Raw genomic sequence first — 17,592 nt, forward strand, 5'->3', positions numbered from 1 at the left:
CGTCCCAAAAGATCACACAGCGGGCCCACGAACGCCCACCGGGTTCCTCCCCCGTACGGCGGCGCCGGCCTCGCCGCACACCTCCCCGCCGACCCGGCGCCCAACACACCACCACCAGCCGGAAGGAGCAGACCACCCCACATCAGGTGACCAGGCCGGAAGAATCCGCGACCCCAGCCGGCGGGACAGAGAATTCCGCGACGCCGAGTGGCGGAGCGCGAGGATACTCGACCTCAAGTGGCGGAGTGTAAGGGCGGTCCTTGGCGTCAGGTGGCTGGGCGGAAGAGGGTGACGGTGGCGCTGTAGTTGTCGCCCGGGGTGTCGGAGGACGGAATGTAGGTCAGCACGAGCGTCTTGCCACGGGCCTGCATGGTGAAGAGGCCCTGCCTGCTGCAGCGGTCGCCCTTGCGGATCGTCTCGCGGAGCAGGTAGCGGCCGGGATCGTGAGAGGTGATCGTGAGCAGTCCTGAGCATCCGAGGCTCGGGTAGCGAACCGAGGCGCTCCGGACGGCCCCGGGAATGGTCACGACCATGGGGTGGTTGCTGCCGTCGCTCTGGGTCAGCGCGCCCCGCCAGACGCCTCGCAGCGTGCCGGGGAACCGCGCCGGCAGCGCGGTGGGTGATGGCTTGTTCGTCACGGGCGTCCGCACGCCCGCCGGGCCGCCGGCGGTCACTCCGGCGGGGTCCCTCTGCAGCCACAGAAGGCCTGCCACGGCGGCCACCGCCACCACGGCTGCGGCGGCGCCCCACCTTCCCACCGCGCGCCGGGACCGGCCCCGCCGGCCCCGATCGGAGCCGCCCCCGCCGGAGCGGTTCTGGCCGGAGCCGCTTTGCTTGGTTCTTCGTCGGCCCGGGCGTCGCTCGGTGGGTGAGGCGGTCCGATGCTCCGCGCGGGGACCGTCGCGGGAACCAAGGAGCTCCAGCAGCACGTCCTGCATGGCGGGACGCTCAGCGGGATCCTTGGACAGGCACCGTGCCACCAGGGATCGCAGCGGCTCGGGCACGCCGCCGATGTCCGGCGTCCCCTCGACCACCCGGTACAGCACGGCCGTCGCCGAGTCGGCCGCGAACGGCGAGCGCCCCGTCGCGGCGAAGGCCACGACCGCACCCCAGGCGAAGACGTCGGCCTGCGGGCCGATCGGGACGCCGGACACCTGCTCGGGCGCCATGTACGCAGGGGTGCCGATCACGTGGCTGCTGATGGTCGCGGTGCTGTCCAGCGCCCGGGCGATGCCGAAGTCGATCACGCGCGGGCCGTCCTGGCCGAGCAGCACGTTGCCGGGCTTGAAGTCGCGGTGGACGAGGCCGGCCTCGTGGATCGCGGTGAGGGCGGTGGCGGTGCCGACGGCGAGCCGGTGCAGGCCCGGGCCGCTCTTGGGCCCGTTCCTGGTCACCTCCTCCTGGAGGGAGAGGCCGTCCACGAACTCGGTGACGATGTACGGCGGATCCGACCACAGGTCGGCGGCGAGGAACTGGGCGGTGCAGAACGAGGCCACCCGCTGGGCGATCGCGACCTCCCGGGCGAAGCGGTTGCGGGTGTCCTCGTCGGCGGCGACGTCCCGGCGCAGGACCTTGACCGCCACAGGCTGCCCGTCACCGTCCTGTCCGAGGTAGACGACCCCCTGGCCGCCCGCGCCGAGCCTGCGGAGTATCCGGTAGGGGCCGATGTGCTCCTGGTCCCCGGACTGCCGGACATGAGATGACGTCACCGCGCACCCCCATCGACTACAGGCCACGACATTGACCACCGACACGTCGCGGCAGTGGCCGACCCCCTTTGCGATCTCCGTACTCAAGCAGCAATCGCGCGGATTGTCATTTCTCCAGAGGACGGCGGGGCGGGGTCGCATGGCGCGTGCAACCGCTTGGCAACAGGACCGCAAGCACCCGGAGCAATAGTCTGCTCAGGCACTCGGTCCATGACCGGAGGGAGAACGTGTTGACCTCCTCCCAACGGCTGAAGCCGGGGGACTCCAACCTTCGCAGGCCGGACCTTCCTGCTTCACCGGCGACAGCCCCCGGGACGAACCCAAGCCAGGGTCTTACGCAGCCTCCACAGGCTTCACATCCCGCCGGCCCGGCGGTAGACCCAGCGGCTTGGTTCTCGCCGCCGGGCAACCCCGAAGCTACACCAACCCGTGCGGCACCGGACCGCGTTTCCTCCCCAGGGCTGATTCCCCGGATTCCCACGCTCAAGGAGATTCGATGAGACGCGTCAGGATCGCCAGGCCCCGCACCCGCCGCCGCAACGAGACGATGACCCCCCTGGATCTGCGTTCACCTTCCGGGCGCCCCCTCCCCTACTAGAGATCTTTTACAATAGTCTTACGCCGACCTCTGTAGACATCTTAGGTAACGAGATCATCACGCCGGGGGGCTCGATGAGAAGGCTTGCGGCTGTGCCCGCGTACGTTCCACGGCACAAGGTGCGTGATATCCGATCGGCACACCGCCAGAAGCCCTCGCAGGAGAGCAAGGTGGTGCACCTCCAGGCGTACACCGGGCGCAACGTGATCCGGTTCCCCCGCACAGGCGGCACCACCCCGGCAGCCTGACGAAGCCGCACGTCACATCCCGCCTGCCGGCCGCGCATCCCTCGGGGGGTACGCGCTTCGGAATGGCGCTGCTGCCCGACTTCGCGGTGGCGGACGATCTGGCCGCCGGCACGCTGGTCAGGCGGGACTTCGCGGCACCCACGCTCGCCCCGCGTGTGGTCTGGCAATCCGGCCGCGAAGAACACCTGCGCCCCGTCCTATACGCCCTGAGCACCTGACGCCCGCGCCCAACCGTCCCCCGGCGAAGTCACCCGATGGGGACGGCGGGTACCGGCGCCGGCGTGCGGCGGGCGACGCGGGCTCAGTCGGGATCGGCGGCGCGGGTGAGGGCTTCGGAGGTGAAGTGCTCCGGGTAGGGGGATCGGGCCAGGGCTTCGGCGGGTGAGAGGCCGCCCGCGGCGACCGCCTGGCAGAGCCGCGCTACCTGGGCCAACTCGGCGCGCTGCGCGGCCACGAAGGCCGCGTCCACCGGCTCGCCGTGCCCGGGGACGATCGTGCGAGGCCCGAGCTCCAGCAGCCGATCGAGCGCCGAGGGCCAGGCCAGGGGGAACGCGTCGCCGAACGACGGTGGCGCACCTTGCTCCACCAGGTCGCCCGCGAAGACGAGATCGCTGTCGGGCACGTGGACCATCAGGTCGTGGCCGGTGTGCCCCGGGCCGGGATGGATGAGCCGGACGAGACGGCCGCCGAGGTCGAGCTCGGCGGTGGTCTCGACCAGCCGGTCGGGCAGGACGATGCGCGCGGCCGCGATGCGCTCCGCCGCATTCGCCTTGCCCTCCTCGCGGTAGTGCTCCACCCAGACGGCCCGCTGTGCCTCGCCGTTCTCGGCCAGGTCGGCAGCACAACCGGGATGTGCCCAGACGTGGCAACGGGCCGCGTCCGGCACCGGCTCGCCGCCCCGGTCGCGGCGCCACGCGGGCTCGACCTCCCCACTGCGCTTTTCCACGAACGCCGCCGTGCCGAAGCCGTGGTCGAAGTGGGCGTGGGTGAGCACCACCGACCACGGCAGGCCGGTGAGTTCCCGTACGGCCGCCGCGAACCCGGCGCCCTGTTCCTCGTCGCAGCCGGTGTCGATCACCAGGCAGGCGCGCTCGCCGGCCACCAGGCCGAGGGTCAGGTCCAGCTCGGTGTGGCGCCGCGCCCAGATCCGGTCACCGACCTCGATCCACCGGCCCACCGGCCACCTCCGCCCTCGACGACCGGCCCATCTTAACGAGCAGGTAGACGGGGAGGACGACCACGAACGTCAGGGTGATCACTGCGTCAGGTCGGCTTTCGCGTGGAGGGGGTCGCTGGCGCAGTGGACGATGGTGCCGGCGCCGTCGACCTCGAGAACCGCCGCGGGGAGCCGCTGCTCGATATGCACCTGTTCGGCCGGCCGCTGTTCCTCGTGGCCACCGGGGGCGCGCTGATCACCGGCATGGCGGTGATCGGGCTGATGAGCTACCTGCCCACGGTGCTCCAGCTCAGCCGGGGCCTTACCCCTCTCGGCAGCGCCGCGCTCTTCAGCCTCTGGTCGGGGCTCTCGTTCGTGACCGCGCTCCTGGCCCGCCGGATGCTGCCGCACGCCAGGGCCAGGCTCTCGCTGGGCCTCGCCCTGTCGGGAGCCGGCATGCCGGCGATGCTCGGGCTGGTCGGCGGATGGTCCTGGTGGAAGATCCTGCTCGGCCTGGCCGTGTCGGGTGTCGGGAGCGGCCTCATCAACGCCTCCCTCACACACCTGGCGATCGAGAGCGTGCCGCACCACCGCGTCAGCATGGGGTCGGGGGCCAACAACACCGCCCGGTACGTCGGGTCGTCGCTTGGCGTCGCGGCGATGGCGTCGATCGTCGGCGCCTACGGGCCCGCCGAGGGCATCGACATCGCGCTCATCGCCTGCTCCGCCCTGTCCCTGCTCGCCGCGGCCGCCGTACTGCTCGTCCGGCCGCGCCACCGGTGACCCGGGCGCCTCCCGGGCCGTAGAGGGCTCCTGTGTACTCCTCCAGTGCTATCTTCACGTGCAATTGACTATACGCGCGTATAGTTTCATACTCGTCTGAGTAGCCCGCTGTACGCGTGGATAGGAATGATCGACATTGGTGGCGACCCAGCCCGACCCCGAGGACCTCACCGCTCGCGCCCGCATCAGGGACGCGGCGTTGCAGCACTTCGGAGAGCACGGGTTCGAGCGGGCCACCATCCGGGGCATCGCCGACACCGCCGGTGTGTCCCCGGGGCTGGTGCGCCACCACTTCGGCTCCAAACAGGGGCTGCGCGAGGCGTGCGACGACTACCTGGTCAAGATGGTCCGCCGGTTCAACGACCAGGTCCGCACCGACACCCAGTACAGCGACCTGACCTACGTGGCCGCCTCCCGTGCCGCGTTGAAGCCCTATCAGCGCTACCTGGCCCGGGCCCTGGTCGAGGGGGCCGCCGCGTCCCTGTTCGACGAGATGGTGAAGATGTCCGAGGAATGGCTCACCGACATCGACGCGAAGCGCTCCGAGCCCCCCTTCGTCAGCCGCAAGGTCCGAGCCACGCTCGGCACCGCGATGGCGCTGGGCGTCCCCCTTCTGTACCAGCACGTGTCCAGGGGGATGGGCGTGGACATCTTCAGCCCCGAAGGAGACCGGCTGCTCTCCCGGGCCATGCTCGACATCTATTCACACCCCCTGATCAGCCCGGAGGAGGCCGCCATGTTGATCGACGCCCTCGACAAGGCCCCTGATCGGGCAACCCCAGCCGAGCGCGAAGCCACGCCCGGCCGACCTGAGGAGCACCACGATGACTGACGCCATCTCGGCGGCCGGACTCGTCAAGACGTTCGGCCCCACAAGGGCCCTGGACGGCCTTGACCTAGCCGTCCAGACCGGTGAGGTGCACGGCTTCCTCGGACCGAACGGTGCGGGGAAAAGCACCACGATCCGCGTCCTGCTGGGCATGATGCGCGTGGACGCGGGCACCGCGCGTCTGCTCGGCGGCGACCCGTGGGCCGACGCCACCGCACTGCACCGGCGGCTGGCGTACGTGCCCGGGGACGTCACGCTGTGGCCCAACCTCTCCGGAGGGGAGGTGATCGACCTGCTCGGCCGGATGCGCGGCGGGCTGGACAAGCGGCGCCGCGCCGACCTGCTGGAGCGGTTCGACCTGGACCCGCGCAAGAAGGGCCGCGCCTACTCCAAGGGCAACCGGCAGAAGGTCGCCCTGGTCGCCGCGCTGGCCTCCGACGTGGAGCTGCTGCTGCTCGACGAGCCGACCTCCGGCCTGGACCCGCTGATGGAGGAGGCGTTCCGCGAATGCATCCGGGAGGAACGGCGCCGCGGCGACCGCACCGTGCTGCTGTCCAGCCACATCCTCTCCGAGGTCGAGGCGCTGTGCGACCGGCTCACCATCATCCGTGACGGCCGGGCCGTCGAGACCGGCACCCTCGCCGACCTGCGCCACCTGACCCGCACCTCCATCCAGGCCGAGCTCGCCGCCCCGGCGAACGGGCTGGCCGCCCTGCCCGGCGTGCACGACCTGCTGGCCGAGAACGGCACCGTGCGGTTCGACGTCGAGACCGCGGCCCTGGACCCGGTGCTGCGCGAGCTCGCCGCGGCCGGCGTGCGGAGCCTCGTCAGCCGGCCGCCCACGCTGGAGGAGCTGTTCCTGCGCCACTACGACCGCACCGGCGCGGCGGGCGAGAAGGAACCGGAGGTGTCGCGATGAAGGAGCTGACGGGCACCGGCAAGCTCATCCGTCTCATCCTGCGCCGCGACCGGTGGCTGATGCCGCTGTGGGTCCTGTTCCTCGGCCTGGTCCCGATCTCCTACGTGGCCACCATCAACGAGCTCTTCCCGACGGCCGCGGGACGGCAGGAGTACGCCGGCGCCAGCGCGCACAACGCCGGCTTCGTCGCGCTCTACGGCCCCCTGTCCGGTTCGAGCCTCGGCGAGCTGGTCGCCTGGCGAGCGGGTTTCCTGCCCGTGATGATCGGCCTGTTCAGCATCCTCACCGTCATCCGGCACACCCGGACCGAGGAGGAGGCCGGCCGGCGCGAGCTGCTGGGCGCGACCGTGACCGGCAGGCACGCCGGCCTGGCCGCCGCGCTGATCACGACCCTCGCCGCCAACGCGGTCCTCGGCGCGATCCTCGCCGCCGGCATGATCGGCCAGGGTCTGCCCACCGCCGGATCATGGGCCCTCGGCGCCGGGTTCGCCTCCACCGGCTGGGTGTTCGCCGCGACCGCGGCCGTGGCCGCACAGCTCACCAGCGGTGCGGGAAGCGCGCGCGGCATCGCGATCACCATCCTCGGCACGGCCTACGCGCTGCGGGTCGCCGGCGACATCAGCGACCTGTCGGCCTCCGGCACGCTGTCCTGGCTGTCCTGGCTGTCGCCGATCGGCTGGGCGCACCGCATGTACCCCTACGGGCAGGACGAATGGTGGCCGCTCGCGCTCGCCGTGGGCGTCATCGTGGTGCTCACCACGGCGGCCGTCGCGCTGTCCGCGCGGCGTGACATCGGCGCGGGCCTCCTGCCGCCCCGGCTCGGCCCCGCCACGGCGGCACCCGGCCTGCGCTCACCGCTGGCGCTCGCCTGGCGCCTGCACCGCGGCCTGCTGGCCGGCTGGACCGCGGGGTTCGTCGCACTCGCCGTCGTGATGGGCTACCTCGCCGCCGGCATCGGCGACCTGGTGCGCGACAACAAGGAGATGATGGACATCTTCGCCCGCCTCGGCGGCGTGGAAGGGCTCATCGACAACTACCTCGCCGGCACCCTCGGCCTGTTCGGGCTGGTCGCGTCCGCGTACGCCATCCAGGCCACCCTCAGGCTGCGCGAGGAGGAGACCAGCGGACGCGCCGAGCCGGTGCTCGGCACCGCGATCGGCCGGATCCGCTGGGCGGGCAGCCATCTGGCGTTCTCGCTGCTCGGCCCGGCCGTCGTCCTCGCCGCCGCCGGGCTCGCCATGGGGCTGACGCACGGGCTGAACACCGGCGACGTCGGCCGGGAGGTGCCCCGGGTGCTGGCCGGCGCGATGGTGCAACTCCCCGCGGTGTGGGTCCTGGCCGCCATCACGGTCCTGCTGTTCGGCGCGCTTCCCCGGCTCGCCGCCATCGGCTGGGGTCCGCTGGTCATCTGCCTGCTGTTCGGGCTGGTCGGCACCGCCATGGGGCTCGACCAGCGGGTCCTGGACATCTCGCCGTTCACCCACCTCCCCCGGCTGCCCGGAGGCGAGTTCGGCGTGGCGCCGCTGGTGTGGCTGGTCGCCATCGCCGCCGGGGTGACCGCCGCCGGCCTGACCACCCTCCGCCGCCGCGACCTCCCCACCACCTGACCCCCGCGCCACGCGGCCCGATCTCACCGGCTCCGGCCACACTCCGCTCCGGTCGCCTCCGCTGAGGCGCCGGTACGGCGGGGTGCGGTACGGAGCCGATCGGCGTCGTCGACGGCGGGCGACCCGCTCGAACCGCGTTTATGGGGCGGTGGATTCATGGGCGGTGGCGAGGGCGGGGACGCAGACGGTCAGGGCGCCCGGGGCGACGCCGGCCTTGATCTTGGTGGTCTCCTCGCGGTCGCCGCCGTCGAGCTCGTACATCAACGGAGAGCCGAACCGGGCGGAGATCTTCCTGGCCCGGGTGATGCGGACGAACGGGGAATCCTCCGAACGGCCGGCGGTCATCCTGCCGAGCACCCGCGCCCACTGGATCGGCCCCTTGGCCGTGGAGACGCCGACCTCCAGCCAGCCGTCGTCGGGACGGGCGCCGTCGAAGGCCTCGATGCCGCCGCTGATCGTGCCGATGTTGCCGAGCAGCAGGCAGCTCGCGTCGCCCTCGAACCACGTCACGCCGTCGATCTTGATCTTCATCGGCACGAGGGGGCCGCCGACGTGCCGCACGGCCGCGCCGATGTAGGCCAGGCGGCCGAGCCGGCCCTTGGTCTCCCGGTCGGCGTCGGCGATCATCTGGGCCTCGAACCCGGCCCCGGCCATGACGGCGAAGTGCTCCCCGTTGAGCACGCCCAGGTCCAGCTTCCTGCGCTCGCCGTGGAAGCCGATCCGCACGGCCTCCTCCAGGTCGGCCGGGATGCCCATCTCGCCGGCGAACAGGTTGGCCGTCCCCGCCGGGAGGATCGCCATCGGCACCCCCGACCCCGCCAGCACGTCGGCGCAGCGCTGCACCATGCCGTCGCCGCCCCAGACGAACACCAGGTCGGCGCCTTCCTTCAATGCCGTGCGCGCCCGCTTGGGCGCCTTCTTGCTCTTGGGCACCTCGTACCAGAGCAGCTTGCCGGCATCCTGCTCGGTGATGAGCACGCGGAGCCGGTCGAGCCCCGCCCCGAGCGTCTTCTTCTTGTGAGCGATGACCGCGACAGTGAGCGACATGTCCCCCGACTACCCACGGAAACGGCGTTCAACGGAATCATGGACGTGCGCCCGCGTTGGCCATGTGCCGGACCACCAGATGGTGGAAGGGCCGGATGACGTTGAAGTAGACCGGGCCGGTCCAGCGGCGGTACTTCACCACGGTGACCACCTCGAACGTGGTGCGAGCACCCACCGAGGGCCCGGCGACGACCGCGAGATACCCGGCCAGATGGGTGTCGGCGGCCTCCAGCACGATGAACCGATCCTCCGCGGCGGCGGTGACGGTGAAGAAGGCGACCTTGCCGCCGGGAGTGAACGAGATCTCCTCCGCGCGTAGCGGCGCGCCGGCCGGGATGCTCGGATCGCGCAGCCGCAGCATCCGGGCGAGGACCATTCTGGCGAGGAACAGCGCCTTCATCCAGGCCGGCGACCGGCCCATGGCCCGTGCGACGAACTGGCGCAAGCTCGCCGTGGACTCGGCCGTCTTCACGTCGACGTGATCGGCGCCGGAGAGTAGGGCCCTCAGCTCCGGCACGGTGTCGAAGGTGCTCATGAGGTGAGACTCTCGCCGGCGCCCATGCCCTGCATCCCACCGTGGGGTGAACCGGCTCCCCCATCCGGGGGACGCGGGTCGCGGAGAGAACCGCGACTGGCATGTCTCCTCCGGGGGCCCCGGCTCGCCTCCACGTTGCACGCGGCTTCGCGCCGGGCACGCGGAAGGGGGAAGGGGGAACCGGTCCAGGACCAGGCTCCCCCTTCTGGCCCGCTACCTCAGTCGCATCCGATCACGCCGGACATCGCGGCGGAGGCGACCATGCTCACTTTCAGCTGCAGCCGCTGGTGCTGCCGCAGCCCTCGCAGACGTAGCAGCTGCCGGCCGGGCGCATCTTCGTGCCGCAGGTCAGGCAGAGCGGCGCGTCGGCCGTACGGCCCTGGTGGCTCTCGAGCGCGGCGGCCGAGCCGTTCGCCCTGGAGGGGGACGCGGCCGGCGCGGCCGTGACCCCGGCGGCCGGCCTGTCCCCGGCGGGCTTCTCCTCAGGCTTCTCCTCGATGGGCGCCGACTGGGCGAGCGCCGCGGTGTCGATGATGACGTCCTGGGCCGCGCCGGGGTCCTCACCCCGCTGCTGCGCCGCCCGCTCGGCCGCCGAGAACACCCCGAGGGCCGCCCGCTCCTCGTACGGCAGGTGGTCCAGCGCCAGCCGGCGGAAGATGTAGTCCACGACCGAGGCCGCCATCCGCACGTCCGGGTCGTCGGTCATGCCCGCCGGCTCGAACCGCATGTTGATGAACTTGCTGACGAAGGTGTCCAGCGGCACGCCGTGCTGCAGGCCGACGGAGATCGCCACCGAGAAGGCGTCCATGACACCGGCCAGGGTGGAGCCCTGCTTGGACATCTTCAGGAAGACCTCGCCGAGGCCGTCGTCGGGGTAGGAGGAGGCCGTCATGTAACCCTTGGCGCCCCCGACCGTGAACCGGGTCGTCGTGCTCGGCCGCTGGTTCGGCAGGCGGCGGCGCTTGGGCCTCGGCACCTCGATGACCTGCACGACCGGCTCGGCCGCCTTCTCCTCGGTCTTCTTGGCGATCGAGAGCGGCTGGCCGACCTTGCAGTTGTCCCGGTAGACGGCCAGGGCCTTCAGCCCGAGCTTCCAGCCCTCCAGGTACACCTGCTCGATGTCCTCGATGGTGGCCGACTCGGGCAGGTTGACGGTCTTGGAGATGGCGCCCGACAGGAACGGCTGGGTGGCCGCCATCATGCGGACGTGCCCCATCGGCGCGATGGCCCGCTGGCCCATGGCGCAGTCGAACACCTCGTAGTGCTCGGGCTTGAGCCCGGGAGCGTCCATGACGTGGCCCTGCTCGGCGATGTACTCGACGATGGCCTCGACCTGCTCGGGCTGGTAGCCGAGCTGCTTGAGCGCGCGCGGGATGGTCTGGTTGACGATCTGCATCGACCCGCCGCCGACGAGCTTCTTGAACTTCACCAGCGCCAGGTCGGGCTCGATGCCGGTGGTGTCGCAGTCCATCATCAGGCCGATGGTGCCGGTGGGGGCGAGCAGCGAGGCCTGGGCGTTGCGGTAGCCGTTCTTCTCGCCGAGGCGCAGGCACTCCTGCCACTGCTTGGTCGCCTCGTTGAGGATCGGCCGGTCGAGAGCGCCGCCGGCGCGCAGGTCGTCGTTGGCGGCGGCGTGCTTGCGCATCACCCGCTTGTGCGGCTCGGCGTTGCGCTTGTACCCGTCGTAGGGGCCGACGATCGCGGCCAGTTCGGCGCTGCGGCGGTAGGACGCGCCGGTCATCAGGCTGGTGATGGCCGCGGCGATCGACCGGCCGCCGTCGGAGTCGTAGGCGTGCCCGGTCGCCATCAGCAGCGCGCCGAGGTTGGCGTAGCCGATGCCGAGCTGACGGTACGCGCGCGTCGTCTCGGCGATCTTCTCGGTCGGGAAGTCGGCGAAGGTGATCGAGATGTCCATCGCCGTGATGATCAGCTCGGTCAGCTTGACGAAGCGGTCGACGTCGAAGGTGTCGTCCTCGCGCAGGAACTTCAGCAGGTTGATGCTGGCGAGGTTGCAGGACGAGTTGTCCAGGTGGACGTACTCGCTACAGGGGTTGGAGGCGGTGATGCGGCCCGTCTCGGGGCAGGTGTGCCAGTCGTTGATCGTGTCGTCGTACTGGACCCCGGGGTCGGCGCACTCCCAGGCGGCCTTCGCCATCTTGCGGAACAGCGCCTTGGCGTCGACCTCCTCGATGACCTCGCCGCTCAGCCGGGCCCGCAGCCCGAACCGGCCGCCCGCCTCGACGGAGCGCATGAACTCGTCGGAGACCCGGACGGAGTTGTTGGCGTTCTGGTACTGGACGGAGACGATGTCCTTGCCGCCGAGGTCCATGTCGAAGCCGGCGTCGCGCAGCGCGCGGATCTTGTCCTCCTCGCGCGCCTTGGTCTCGATGAACTCCTCGATGTCGGGGTGGTCCACGTCGAGGACGACCATCTTGGCCGCCCGGCGGGTCGCGCCCCCCGACTTGATCGTGCCCGCGGAGGCGTCGGCGCCGCGCATGAACGACACCGGGCCGCTGGCCGTGCCGCCGCTGGACAGCAGCTCCTTGCTGGAGCGGATGCGGGAGAGGTTGACCCCGGAGCCCGAGCCGCCCTTGAAGATCACACCCTCTTCCTTGTACCACTCGAGGATGGACTCCATCTGGTCGTCGACCGCGAGGATGAAGCACGCCGACACCTGCTGAGGCGAGGCGGTGCCGACGTTGAACCAGACGGGCGAGTTGAAGCTGAAGACCTGGTGGATCAGAGCGTGCTTCAGCTCGTGGTCGAAGATCTCGGCGTCCTCTTCGGAGGCGAAGTAGCCGTTCTCGCGGCCCGTGCGGGTGTAGACACCGACGACGCGGTCGACCAGCTGCTTCAGGCTCGACTCGCGCTGCGGGGTGCCGACGGCGCCGCGGAAGTACTTCGTGGTGACGATGTTGGCGGCGTTGACCGACCAGAAGTCGGGGAACTCGACGCCTCGCTGCTCGAAGTTGATCGAGCCGTCCCGCCAGTTCGTCATGACGACGTCGCGGCGCTCCCAGCGCACCTGGTCGTACGGGTGCACTCCGGGCGTGGTGTAGACACGCTTGATCTTCAGGCCCTTACCGGGCCGCTTGCCCCCGCGTCCCACTGAGCCGCTCACCGTCTCCGTCATGATCTCCCCCTTCCAGGGCCCCAAGAAGCCCTCGTGTCGGAAACACATCGTCACGCCGCTCGCATCCCCCGGCGCCGGGGTCCAACCTGTTCTGTCTCGCCCTGTGGGCCGTGCGGGCCCTGCCGGGCCGTCGTCGCCGCGTTCCGGGCCGGCTCGGTGGCCGGCCGCGCGCGGCGCTCAGCCTTCTCTGGCGGCTCGCGCCGCACGCAACTGCTCGATCTCCTCTTCGAAGTCGGCAAGTGTCTCGAAACTCCGGTAGACGGAGGCGAACCGCAGGTAGGCCACCTCGTCCAACTCGCGGAGCGGCCCGAGGATCGCCAGCCCCACCTGGTGGGCCGGGATCTCGGCGGATCCCGTGGCCCGGATGCTCTCCTCGACACGCTGGCCGAGCTGCGCCAGCGAGTCCTCGCTGACGGGCCGTCCCTGGCAGGCGCGGCGCACTCCGGCGATCACCTTGTCTCGCGAGAACGCCTCGGTCACGCCGCTGCGCTTGCTCACCATCAGCAGCACGGTCTCCTGGGTGGTGAACCGGCGCCCGCACTCAGGGCAGGTGCGCCGTCGGCGGATCGCCGCGCCGTCCTCGGTGGAACGGCTGTCGATGACCCTCGTGTCCGGATGACGACAGAATGGACAGTGCATGTGTCGCCTCCTTTTTCTCGCGGCCCCCACGAGTTACGCCGGCACTACTCCTCGATTCGCGAGGACCCGAGGCGCCAACCTCGGGAAAAAGCCGCCCCATGTTTCCGCATTCACGAGATGCTTGAGGGCCCATCCCGCGTGAACGGGAATAGGCTCACGCACGCACTGCGGCTGTCCTCAGTGCGCTGGCGGAAACACAACTTATGGTGAACCACATCGGTGTAACTACTAGATGTTGTGGTCTAACCGTAGGAGTGCCGCACCATGAACGCAAGTCGGCGCGGCCTCCCGCAGGAAACCGGCCCTCCATCAGGGCGAACGGGCGCGGCTCGGCGTGTCGCGCCCCACCCGTCACACCAGCCCCTCCGGGCGGCCGTCACGGACTCAACGCCGGCCGCAGCGGCACCATCGCTCGCGTGATCGACTTCGGCGGCCATCAGGCATAAGATCGTAAAGTCGAACACGATATCGATCGAACTCCCGTACGATGTCGTACACCGGACGGCCTGCCGATTCAGAGACTCTCGAACATCTGTTTGATGACGATCTTGAACGGAGTTATTGTCGCTGTGTGCGACATCGGCAATACGGACGGGGAGCCGGCCGGGCGGGCTTGGCGTCAGAGGGCGTCCCACAGGCGCCCGGCGAGGAGGAGATTGTGAGCGAGCAGCAAGAGGTCGGCACGGTGGTCAGCGATCTGGCGGTGCGCAGGCGTGACTCCCTTGGTCTCACCCCGCGGCAACGCAAGATCCTCGAGGTGATCCGCGATTCCGTGCAGCAGCGGGGCTATCCCCCCTCCATGCGCGAGATCGGCGAGGCGGTCCAGCTGACCAGCACCTCCAGTGTGTCCCACCAGTTGACCGCTCTGCAGCGTAAGGGCTACCTCCGCCGTGACCCACACCGGCCACGGGCGCTGGAGGTCCGCCTGCCCGGCGAGCCGGCGCTGTGGGTGGACCCCGTCGGCCCGGGCGAGGAGGAGCCGCTGGTGAGCCGCCCGACGGCCGCGTTCGTCCCCCTGGTGGGGCGCATCGCCGCCGGTGGTCCCATCCTGGCCGAAGAGCGGGTGGAGGACGTCTTCGCCCTGCCCAAGCAGCTCGTGGGCGAGGGCACTCTGTTCCTGCTCCAGGTCGCCGGTGACTCGATGATCGACGTGGCGATCGCCGACGGCGACTGGGTCGTCGTGCGCCAGCAGCCGGTGGCCGACAACGGCGACATCGTCGCGGCCATGATCGACGGTGAGGCCACGGTGAAGACCTTCAAGCGCAAGGACGGCCACGTCTGGCTGGTGCCGCACAACACCAATTACGACCCGATCCCCGGTGACGAGGCGACCGTCCTCGGCAAGGTCGTGGCGGTCCTCCGCAAGCTCTGACCCGCCCGCGATGCCCGGCCGGCGCGCGGTGCCGGCCGGCCGCGCCGACCCCGCCCTTCGCCTGAGCGCCCACCTCTACGGTGCGCGCTCAGGCGTTTCGCGTTTCACGCGTCCGACCCCGCCCCCGCTCGCGCCCGCCTGGCGACCGGCGCCCAGGCGCGGCCGTGCGGTCCCGTGCCGAGGCGGCTCAGGGGACGATGTTGACGAGCTTGGGCGCCCGAACAATGACCTTGCGCGGGGCGCCGTCCAGGTAGGCCCGCACCTTCTCGGAGGCCAGCGCCAGCCCCTCCAGCTCGGTGCCGGAGATCGTCGGAGCGACCTCCAGGCGGTCCCTGACCTTGCCCGCGACCTGCACGACGCAGGTGACCGACTCCTGCACCAGCAGAGCCGGCTCGGCGACCGGCCAGCCGGCGCGGGCGATGGTCGGACCATGCCCCAGCCGCTCCCAGCCCTCCTCGGCCACGTACGGCGCGACCAGCGACAGCATGACGGCCAGCGCCTCGGCGGCCTCCCGCACGGCCGGGTCTGCGGCTCCGGGGCCGGAGTCGATGGCCCTGCGCGCGGCCGAGGTCAGCTCCATCATGCGGGCGATCGCCACGTTGAAATGGTGGGACTCGACCAGCCGGGTGACCTCGTCGATGGTGCGGTGGGTGACCTTGCGCAGCTCCAGGTCCCCGGCGGCGGCGTCCGTGCCCGGGGCAGAGGCCGCGCCGGCCTCCACCATGACGCGGAACGCCCGGGCCAGGAACTTCTGCGAGGCGGCCGGCGAGACGTTGGCCCAGTCGATGTCGTCCTCGGGCGGACCCGCGAACACCATGGTCAGGCGGACGGCGTCCACGCCGAACTTCTCGATCTGATCGCCAAGGTCGACCCCGTTGCCCAGCGACTTGGACATGGCCTTGCCCTGGTTGATGACCTGGCCCTGGTTCAGCAGGCGCACGAACGGCTCGGTGAAGTCGACCATGCCCATGTCGTGCAGGACCTTGGTGAAGAACCGGGAGTACAGCAGGTGCAGCACGGCGTGCTCCACCCCGCCGACGTACTGGTCGATCGGGCCCCAGCGCCGCACCTGCTCGACGTCGAACGGGCCGTCCTCCAGGCCCGGCGAGCAGTAGCGCAGGTAGTACCAGGAGGAGTCGACGAAGGTGTCCATCGTGTCGGTGTCGCGCAGCGCGCGGCCCCCGCACTTGGGACAGTCGACGTTGACCCAGTCGGTGGCGCTCGCCAGGGGCGAGACGCCCTTGGGGGCCAGTGCCTCGCCGCGCATGTCGGGCAGCGTGACCGGCAGCTGGTCGTCCGGGACGGGGACCTCGCCGCAGTCGGGGCAGTGGGTGATCGGGATCGGGGTGCCCCAGAAGCGCTGGCGGGACAGCAGCCAGTCGCGCAGCCGGTAGTTGACGGCCGCCGCGCCGGTGCCGCGCTCCTCCAGCACCTCGATGATCCGGGAGATGGCCTCGGTCTTCGACAGGCCGTCCAGCGGGCCGGAGTTGACCAGCTTGCCCTCGCCGGAAGTGGCGACGCCGGTCTCGCCCGGGTCCGCCAGGCCGGTGTGCACGACCACCTGCACGGGCAGGCCGAACTTCATCGCGAAGTCCAGGTCACGCTGGTCGTGCGCGGGCACCGCCATGATCGCGCCGTGGCCGTAGTCGGACAGCACGTAGTCGGCCGCCCACACCGGGATGCGCTCGCCGTTGACCGGGTTGACGGCGTGGCGGCCCAGGAAGACGCCGGTCTTCTCCTTGTCGGTGGACAGCCGCTCGATGTCGCTCAGCTTGGCGACCTCGGCGCGGTAGGCCTCCAGCGCCTCCAGCCGGTCGGGCGCGCAGATCTCCTCGGCCAGCGGCGCGTCGGCGGCGACCACGAAGAACGTCGCGCCGTACAGGGTGTCCGGGCGGGTCGTGTAGACCGTGACCGGCTCGTCGCGGCCCTCGATCTCGAACCGCACGTCGGCGCCCTCGGACCGGCCGATCCAGTTGCGCTGCATGGCCAGGACGCGGTCGGGCCAGCCGCCCTCCAGCTGGGCCATGTCGTCCAGCAGCCGGTCGGCGTAGTCGGTGATCTTGAAGTACCACTGGGTCAGCTCGCGCCGGACGACCTCGGACCCGCAGCGCTCGCAGCGCCCGGCGACGACCTGCTCGTTGGCCAGCACGGTCTGGTCCTTGGGGCACCAGTTGACCAGGCCGCCCTTGCGGTAGGCCAGGCCGCGCTCGAAGAAGCGGTTGAACAGCCACTGGTTCCAGCGGTAGTACTCCGGGTCGCTGGTGTGCAGCCGCCGCGACCAGTCGAAGGAGATGGCGTACCTCTTGAACGAGGCGGCCTGGGTCTCGATGTTGGAGTAGGTCCACTCGGCGGGGTGCGCGTTGTGCTTGATCGCGGCGTTCTCCGCCGGCAGCCCGAAGGAGTCCCACCCGACGGGGTGCAGCACGTTGTAGCCGCGCTGGAACCAGTAGCGGGCCACGACGTCGGCGAGCGCGAACACCTCGCCGTGCCCCATGTGCAGGTCACCCGAGGGGTAGGCGAACATGTCCAGCAGGTACTTGCGGGGACGCTCGTCATCGGCGTCCTCGCTCGCGCGGAAGGGGTCCAGCTCCTCCCACCGGGCCTGCCACTTCGCCTGCAGCGCCTGCGGTTCGTACTGCTCGTCACTCACGGCCATGTCCCTCGGGTCGACTCATCGCGGATGGCTTGACCAATAAAGAAACCCCCCGTGACCACGAGGGGCAGCCGCGTCGACCGCTGTCTCAGCTCGGTCGGCGCGGCCCGCTAAGAAGCAGGGTCCTGCCACGCATAGCTCAAGGGTAGCGCAGCGGCCAATGCGGCTTCATAGCCTTGGGGTGGCACCCCCGATAACCATGGGAAAACGTGTGCACCGCGACCCTATGATGATAGATCCATTGTGACCTCATATGTCCCTTTAGTTTACCCTTTTCGCGTGGCGAACTCCTATGAACCGGCGCGCGGCCCGAATACCGGGGAAGAGGGCCTGCCGATGCAGGATCCCCCGACCGACCCGACCG

14 protein-coding genes are annotated in these 17,592 nt (G+C 70.6%); 7 read left to right on the plus strand and 7 right to left on the minus strand.

What is annotated here, in order from left to right; translation table 11 throughout:
* Positions 1–266 precede the first annotated feature (266 nt).
* A complete protein-coding gene (locus MYF83_RS04260; RefSeq protein WP_248958826.1) occupies positions 267–1,709 on the minus strand; it encodes a serine/threonine-protein kinase in 1,443 nt (480 codons plus the stop codon).
* 717 nt (positions 1,710–2,426) lie between these two features.
* Between MYF83_RS04260 and MYF83_RS42395 the strand changes: the two genes are divergently transcribed.
* Entirely contained in the window at positions 2,427–2,555 is a 129-nt protein-coding gene (locus tag MYF83_RS42395) for a hypothetical protein (RefSeq protein ID WP_279339072.1), read from the plus strand.
* Between the two features lie 62 nt (positions 2,556–2,617).
* Positions 2,618–2,773, plus strand: coding sequence for a hypothetical protein (locus MYF83_RS04265; RefSeq protein ID WP_248958827.1), 156 nt, complete (start codon positions 2,618–2,620; stop codon positions 2,771–2,773).
* Between the two features lie 83 nt (positions 2,774–2,856).
* Here MYF83_RS04265 and MYF83_RS04270 read toward each other — a convergent pair whose 3' ends face one another.
* On the minus strand, positions 2,857–3,732 hold the full coding sequence (locus MYF83_RS04270) for an MBL fold metallo-hydrolase (protein ID WP_248958828.1): 876 nt from the start codon (positions 3,730–3,732) through the stop codon (positions 2,857–2,859).
* Positions 3,733–3,855: 123 nt separating this feature from the next.
* Between MYF83_RS04270 and MYF83_RS04275 the strand changes: the two genes are divergently transcribed.
* From MYF83_RS04275 to MYF83_RS04290, 4 genes are all read left to right on the plus strand, one after another.
* Entirely contained in the window at positions 3,856–4,494 is a 639-nt protein-coding gene (locus tag MYF83_RS04275; protein ID WP_248958829.1) for an MFS transporter, read from the plus strand.
* Between the two features lie 139 nt (positions 4,495–4,633).
* Positions 4,634–5,326: a TetR/AcrR family transcriptional regulator gene (locus MYF83_RS04280; RefSeq protein ID WP_248958830.1), complete on the plus strand. Its 693-nt coding sequence runs from the start codon at positions 4,634–4,636 to the stop codon at positions 5,324–5,326.
* The gene (locus MYF83_RS04285) at positions 5,319–6,242 is read left to right on the plus strand and encodes an ABC transporter ATP-binding protein (RefSeq protein ID WP_248958831.1); all 924 of its coding nucleotides are present in this window, start codon (positions 5,319–5,321) and stop codon (positions 6,240–6,242) included. The genes MYF83_RS04280 and MYF83_RS04285 overlap by 8 nt, the downstream gene beginning before the upstream one ends.
* Positions 6,239–7,849, plus strand: coding sequence for an ABC transporter permease (locus tag MYF83_RS04290; protein ID WP_248958832.1), 1,611 nt, complete (start codon positions 6,239–6,241; stop codon positions 7,847–7,849). Before MYF83_RS04285 ends, MYF83_RS04290 begins: the two co-directional genes overlap by 4 nt.
* Positions 7,850–7,987: 138 nt before the next feature.
* Here MYF83_RS04290 and MYF83_RS04295 read toward each other — a convergent pair whose 3' ends face one another.
* From MYF83_RS04295 to nrdR, 4 genes are all read right to left on the minus strand, one after another.
* Positions 7,988–8,896, minus strand: coding sequence for a diacylglycerol/lipid kinase family protein (locus MYF83_RS04295; protein WP_248958833.1), 909 nt, complete (start codon positions 8,894–8,896; stop codon positions 7,988–7,990).
* 37 nt (positions 8,897–8,933) lie between these two features.
* The gene (locus MYF83_RS04300) at positions 8,934–9,431 is read right to left on the minus strand and encodes a DUF2867 domain-containing protein (RefSeq protein ID WP_248958834.1); all 498 of its coding nucleotides are present in this window, start codon (positions 9,429–9,431) and stop codon (positions 8,934–8,936) included.
* A gap of 271 nt (positions 9,432–9,702) precedes the next feature.
* Positions 9,703–12,564 (minus strand): vitamin B12-dependent ribonucleotide reductase, encoded by a 2,862-nt coding sequence (locus MYF83_RS04305; protein ID WP_248958835.1) that lies wholly within the window; start codon positions 12,562–12,564, stop codon positions 9,703–9,705.
* A gap of 177 nt (positions 12,565–12,741) precedes the next feature.
* Positions 12,742–13,203, minus strand: a complete 462-nt coding sequence (gene nrdR, locus MYF83_RS04310; protein ID WP_248958836.1) for a transcriptional regulator NrdR — start codon at positions 13,201–13,203, stop codon at positions 12,742–12,744.
* A gap of 655 nt (positions 13,204–13,858) precedes the next feature.
* Between nrdR and lexA the strand changes: the two genes are divergently transcribed.
* Positions 13,859–14,575 (plus strand): transcriptional repressor LexA, encoded by a 717-nt coding sequence (gene lexA / locus MYF83_RS04315; RefSeq protein ID WP_248958933.1) that lies wholly within the window; start codon positions 13,859–13,861, stop codon positions 14,573–14,575.
* Between the two features lie 187 nt (positions 14,576–14,762).
* Here lexA and leuS read toward each other — a convergent pair whose 3' ends face one another.
* A complete protein-coding gene (gene leuS / locus MYF83_RS04320; protein WP_248958837.1) occupies positions 14,763–17,231 on the minus strand; it encodes a leucine--tRNA ligase in 2,469 nt (822 codons plus the stop codon).
* Positions 17,232–17,592: the final 361 nt, after the last annotated feature.

It is taken from the genome of Sphaerisporangium perillae, from assembly GCF_023276435.1.
In the GTDB taxonomy this organism is placed as follows: domain Bacteria; phylum Actinomycetota; class Actinomycetes; order Streptosporangiales; family Streptosporangiaceae; genus Sphaerisporangium; species Sphaerisporangium perillae.

Coding starts and splice junctions, on each gene's coding strand:
- MYF83_RS04290 (WP_248958832.1), top strand. CDS start 6,239: ATGAAGGAGCTGACGGGCACCGGCAAGCTCATCCGTCTCATCCTGCGC.
- MYF83_RS04285 (WP_248958831.1), top strand. CDS start 5,319: ATGACTGACGCCATCTCGGCGGCCGGACTCGTCAAGACGTTCGGCCCC.
- nrdR (WP_248958836.1), bottom strand. CDS start 13,203: ATGCACTGTCCATTCTGTCGTCATCCGGACACGAGGGTCATCGACAGC.
- MYF83_RS04295 (WP_248958833.1), bottom strand. CDS start 8,896: ATGTCGCTCACTGTCGCGGTCATCGCTCACAAGAAGAAGACGCTCGGG.
- MYF83_RS04265 (WP_248958827.1), top strand. CDS start 2,618: ATGGCGCTGCTGCCCGACTTCGCGGTGGCGGACGATCTGGCCGCCGGC.
- MYF83_RS04305 (WP_248958835.1), bottom strand. CDS start 12,564: ATGACGGAGACGGTGAGCGGCTCAGTGGGACGCGGGGGCAAGCGGCCC.
- leuS (WP_248958837.1), bottom strand. CDS start 17,231: ATGGCCGTGAGTGACGAGCAGTACGAACCGCAGGCGCTGCAGGCGAAG.
- MYF83_RS04300 (WP_248958834.1), bottom strand. CDS start 9,431: ATGAGCACCTTCGACACCGTGCCGGAGCTGAGGGCCCTACTCTCCGGC.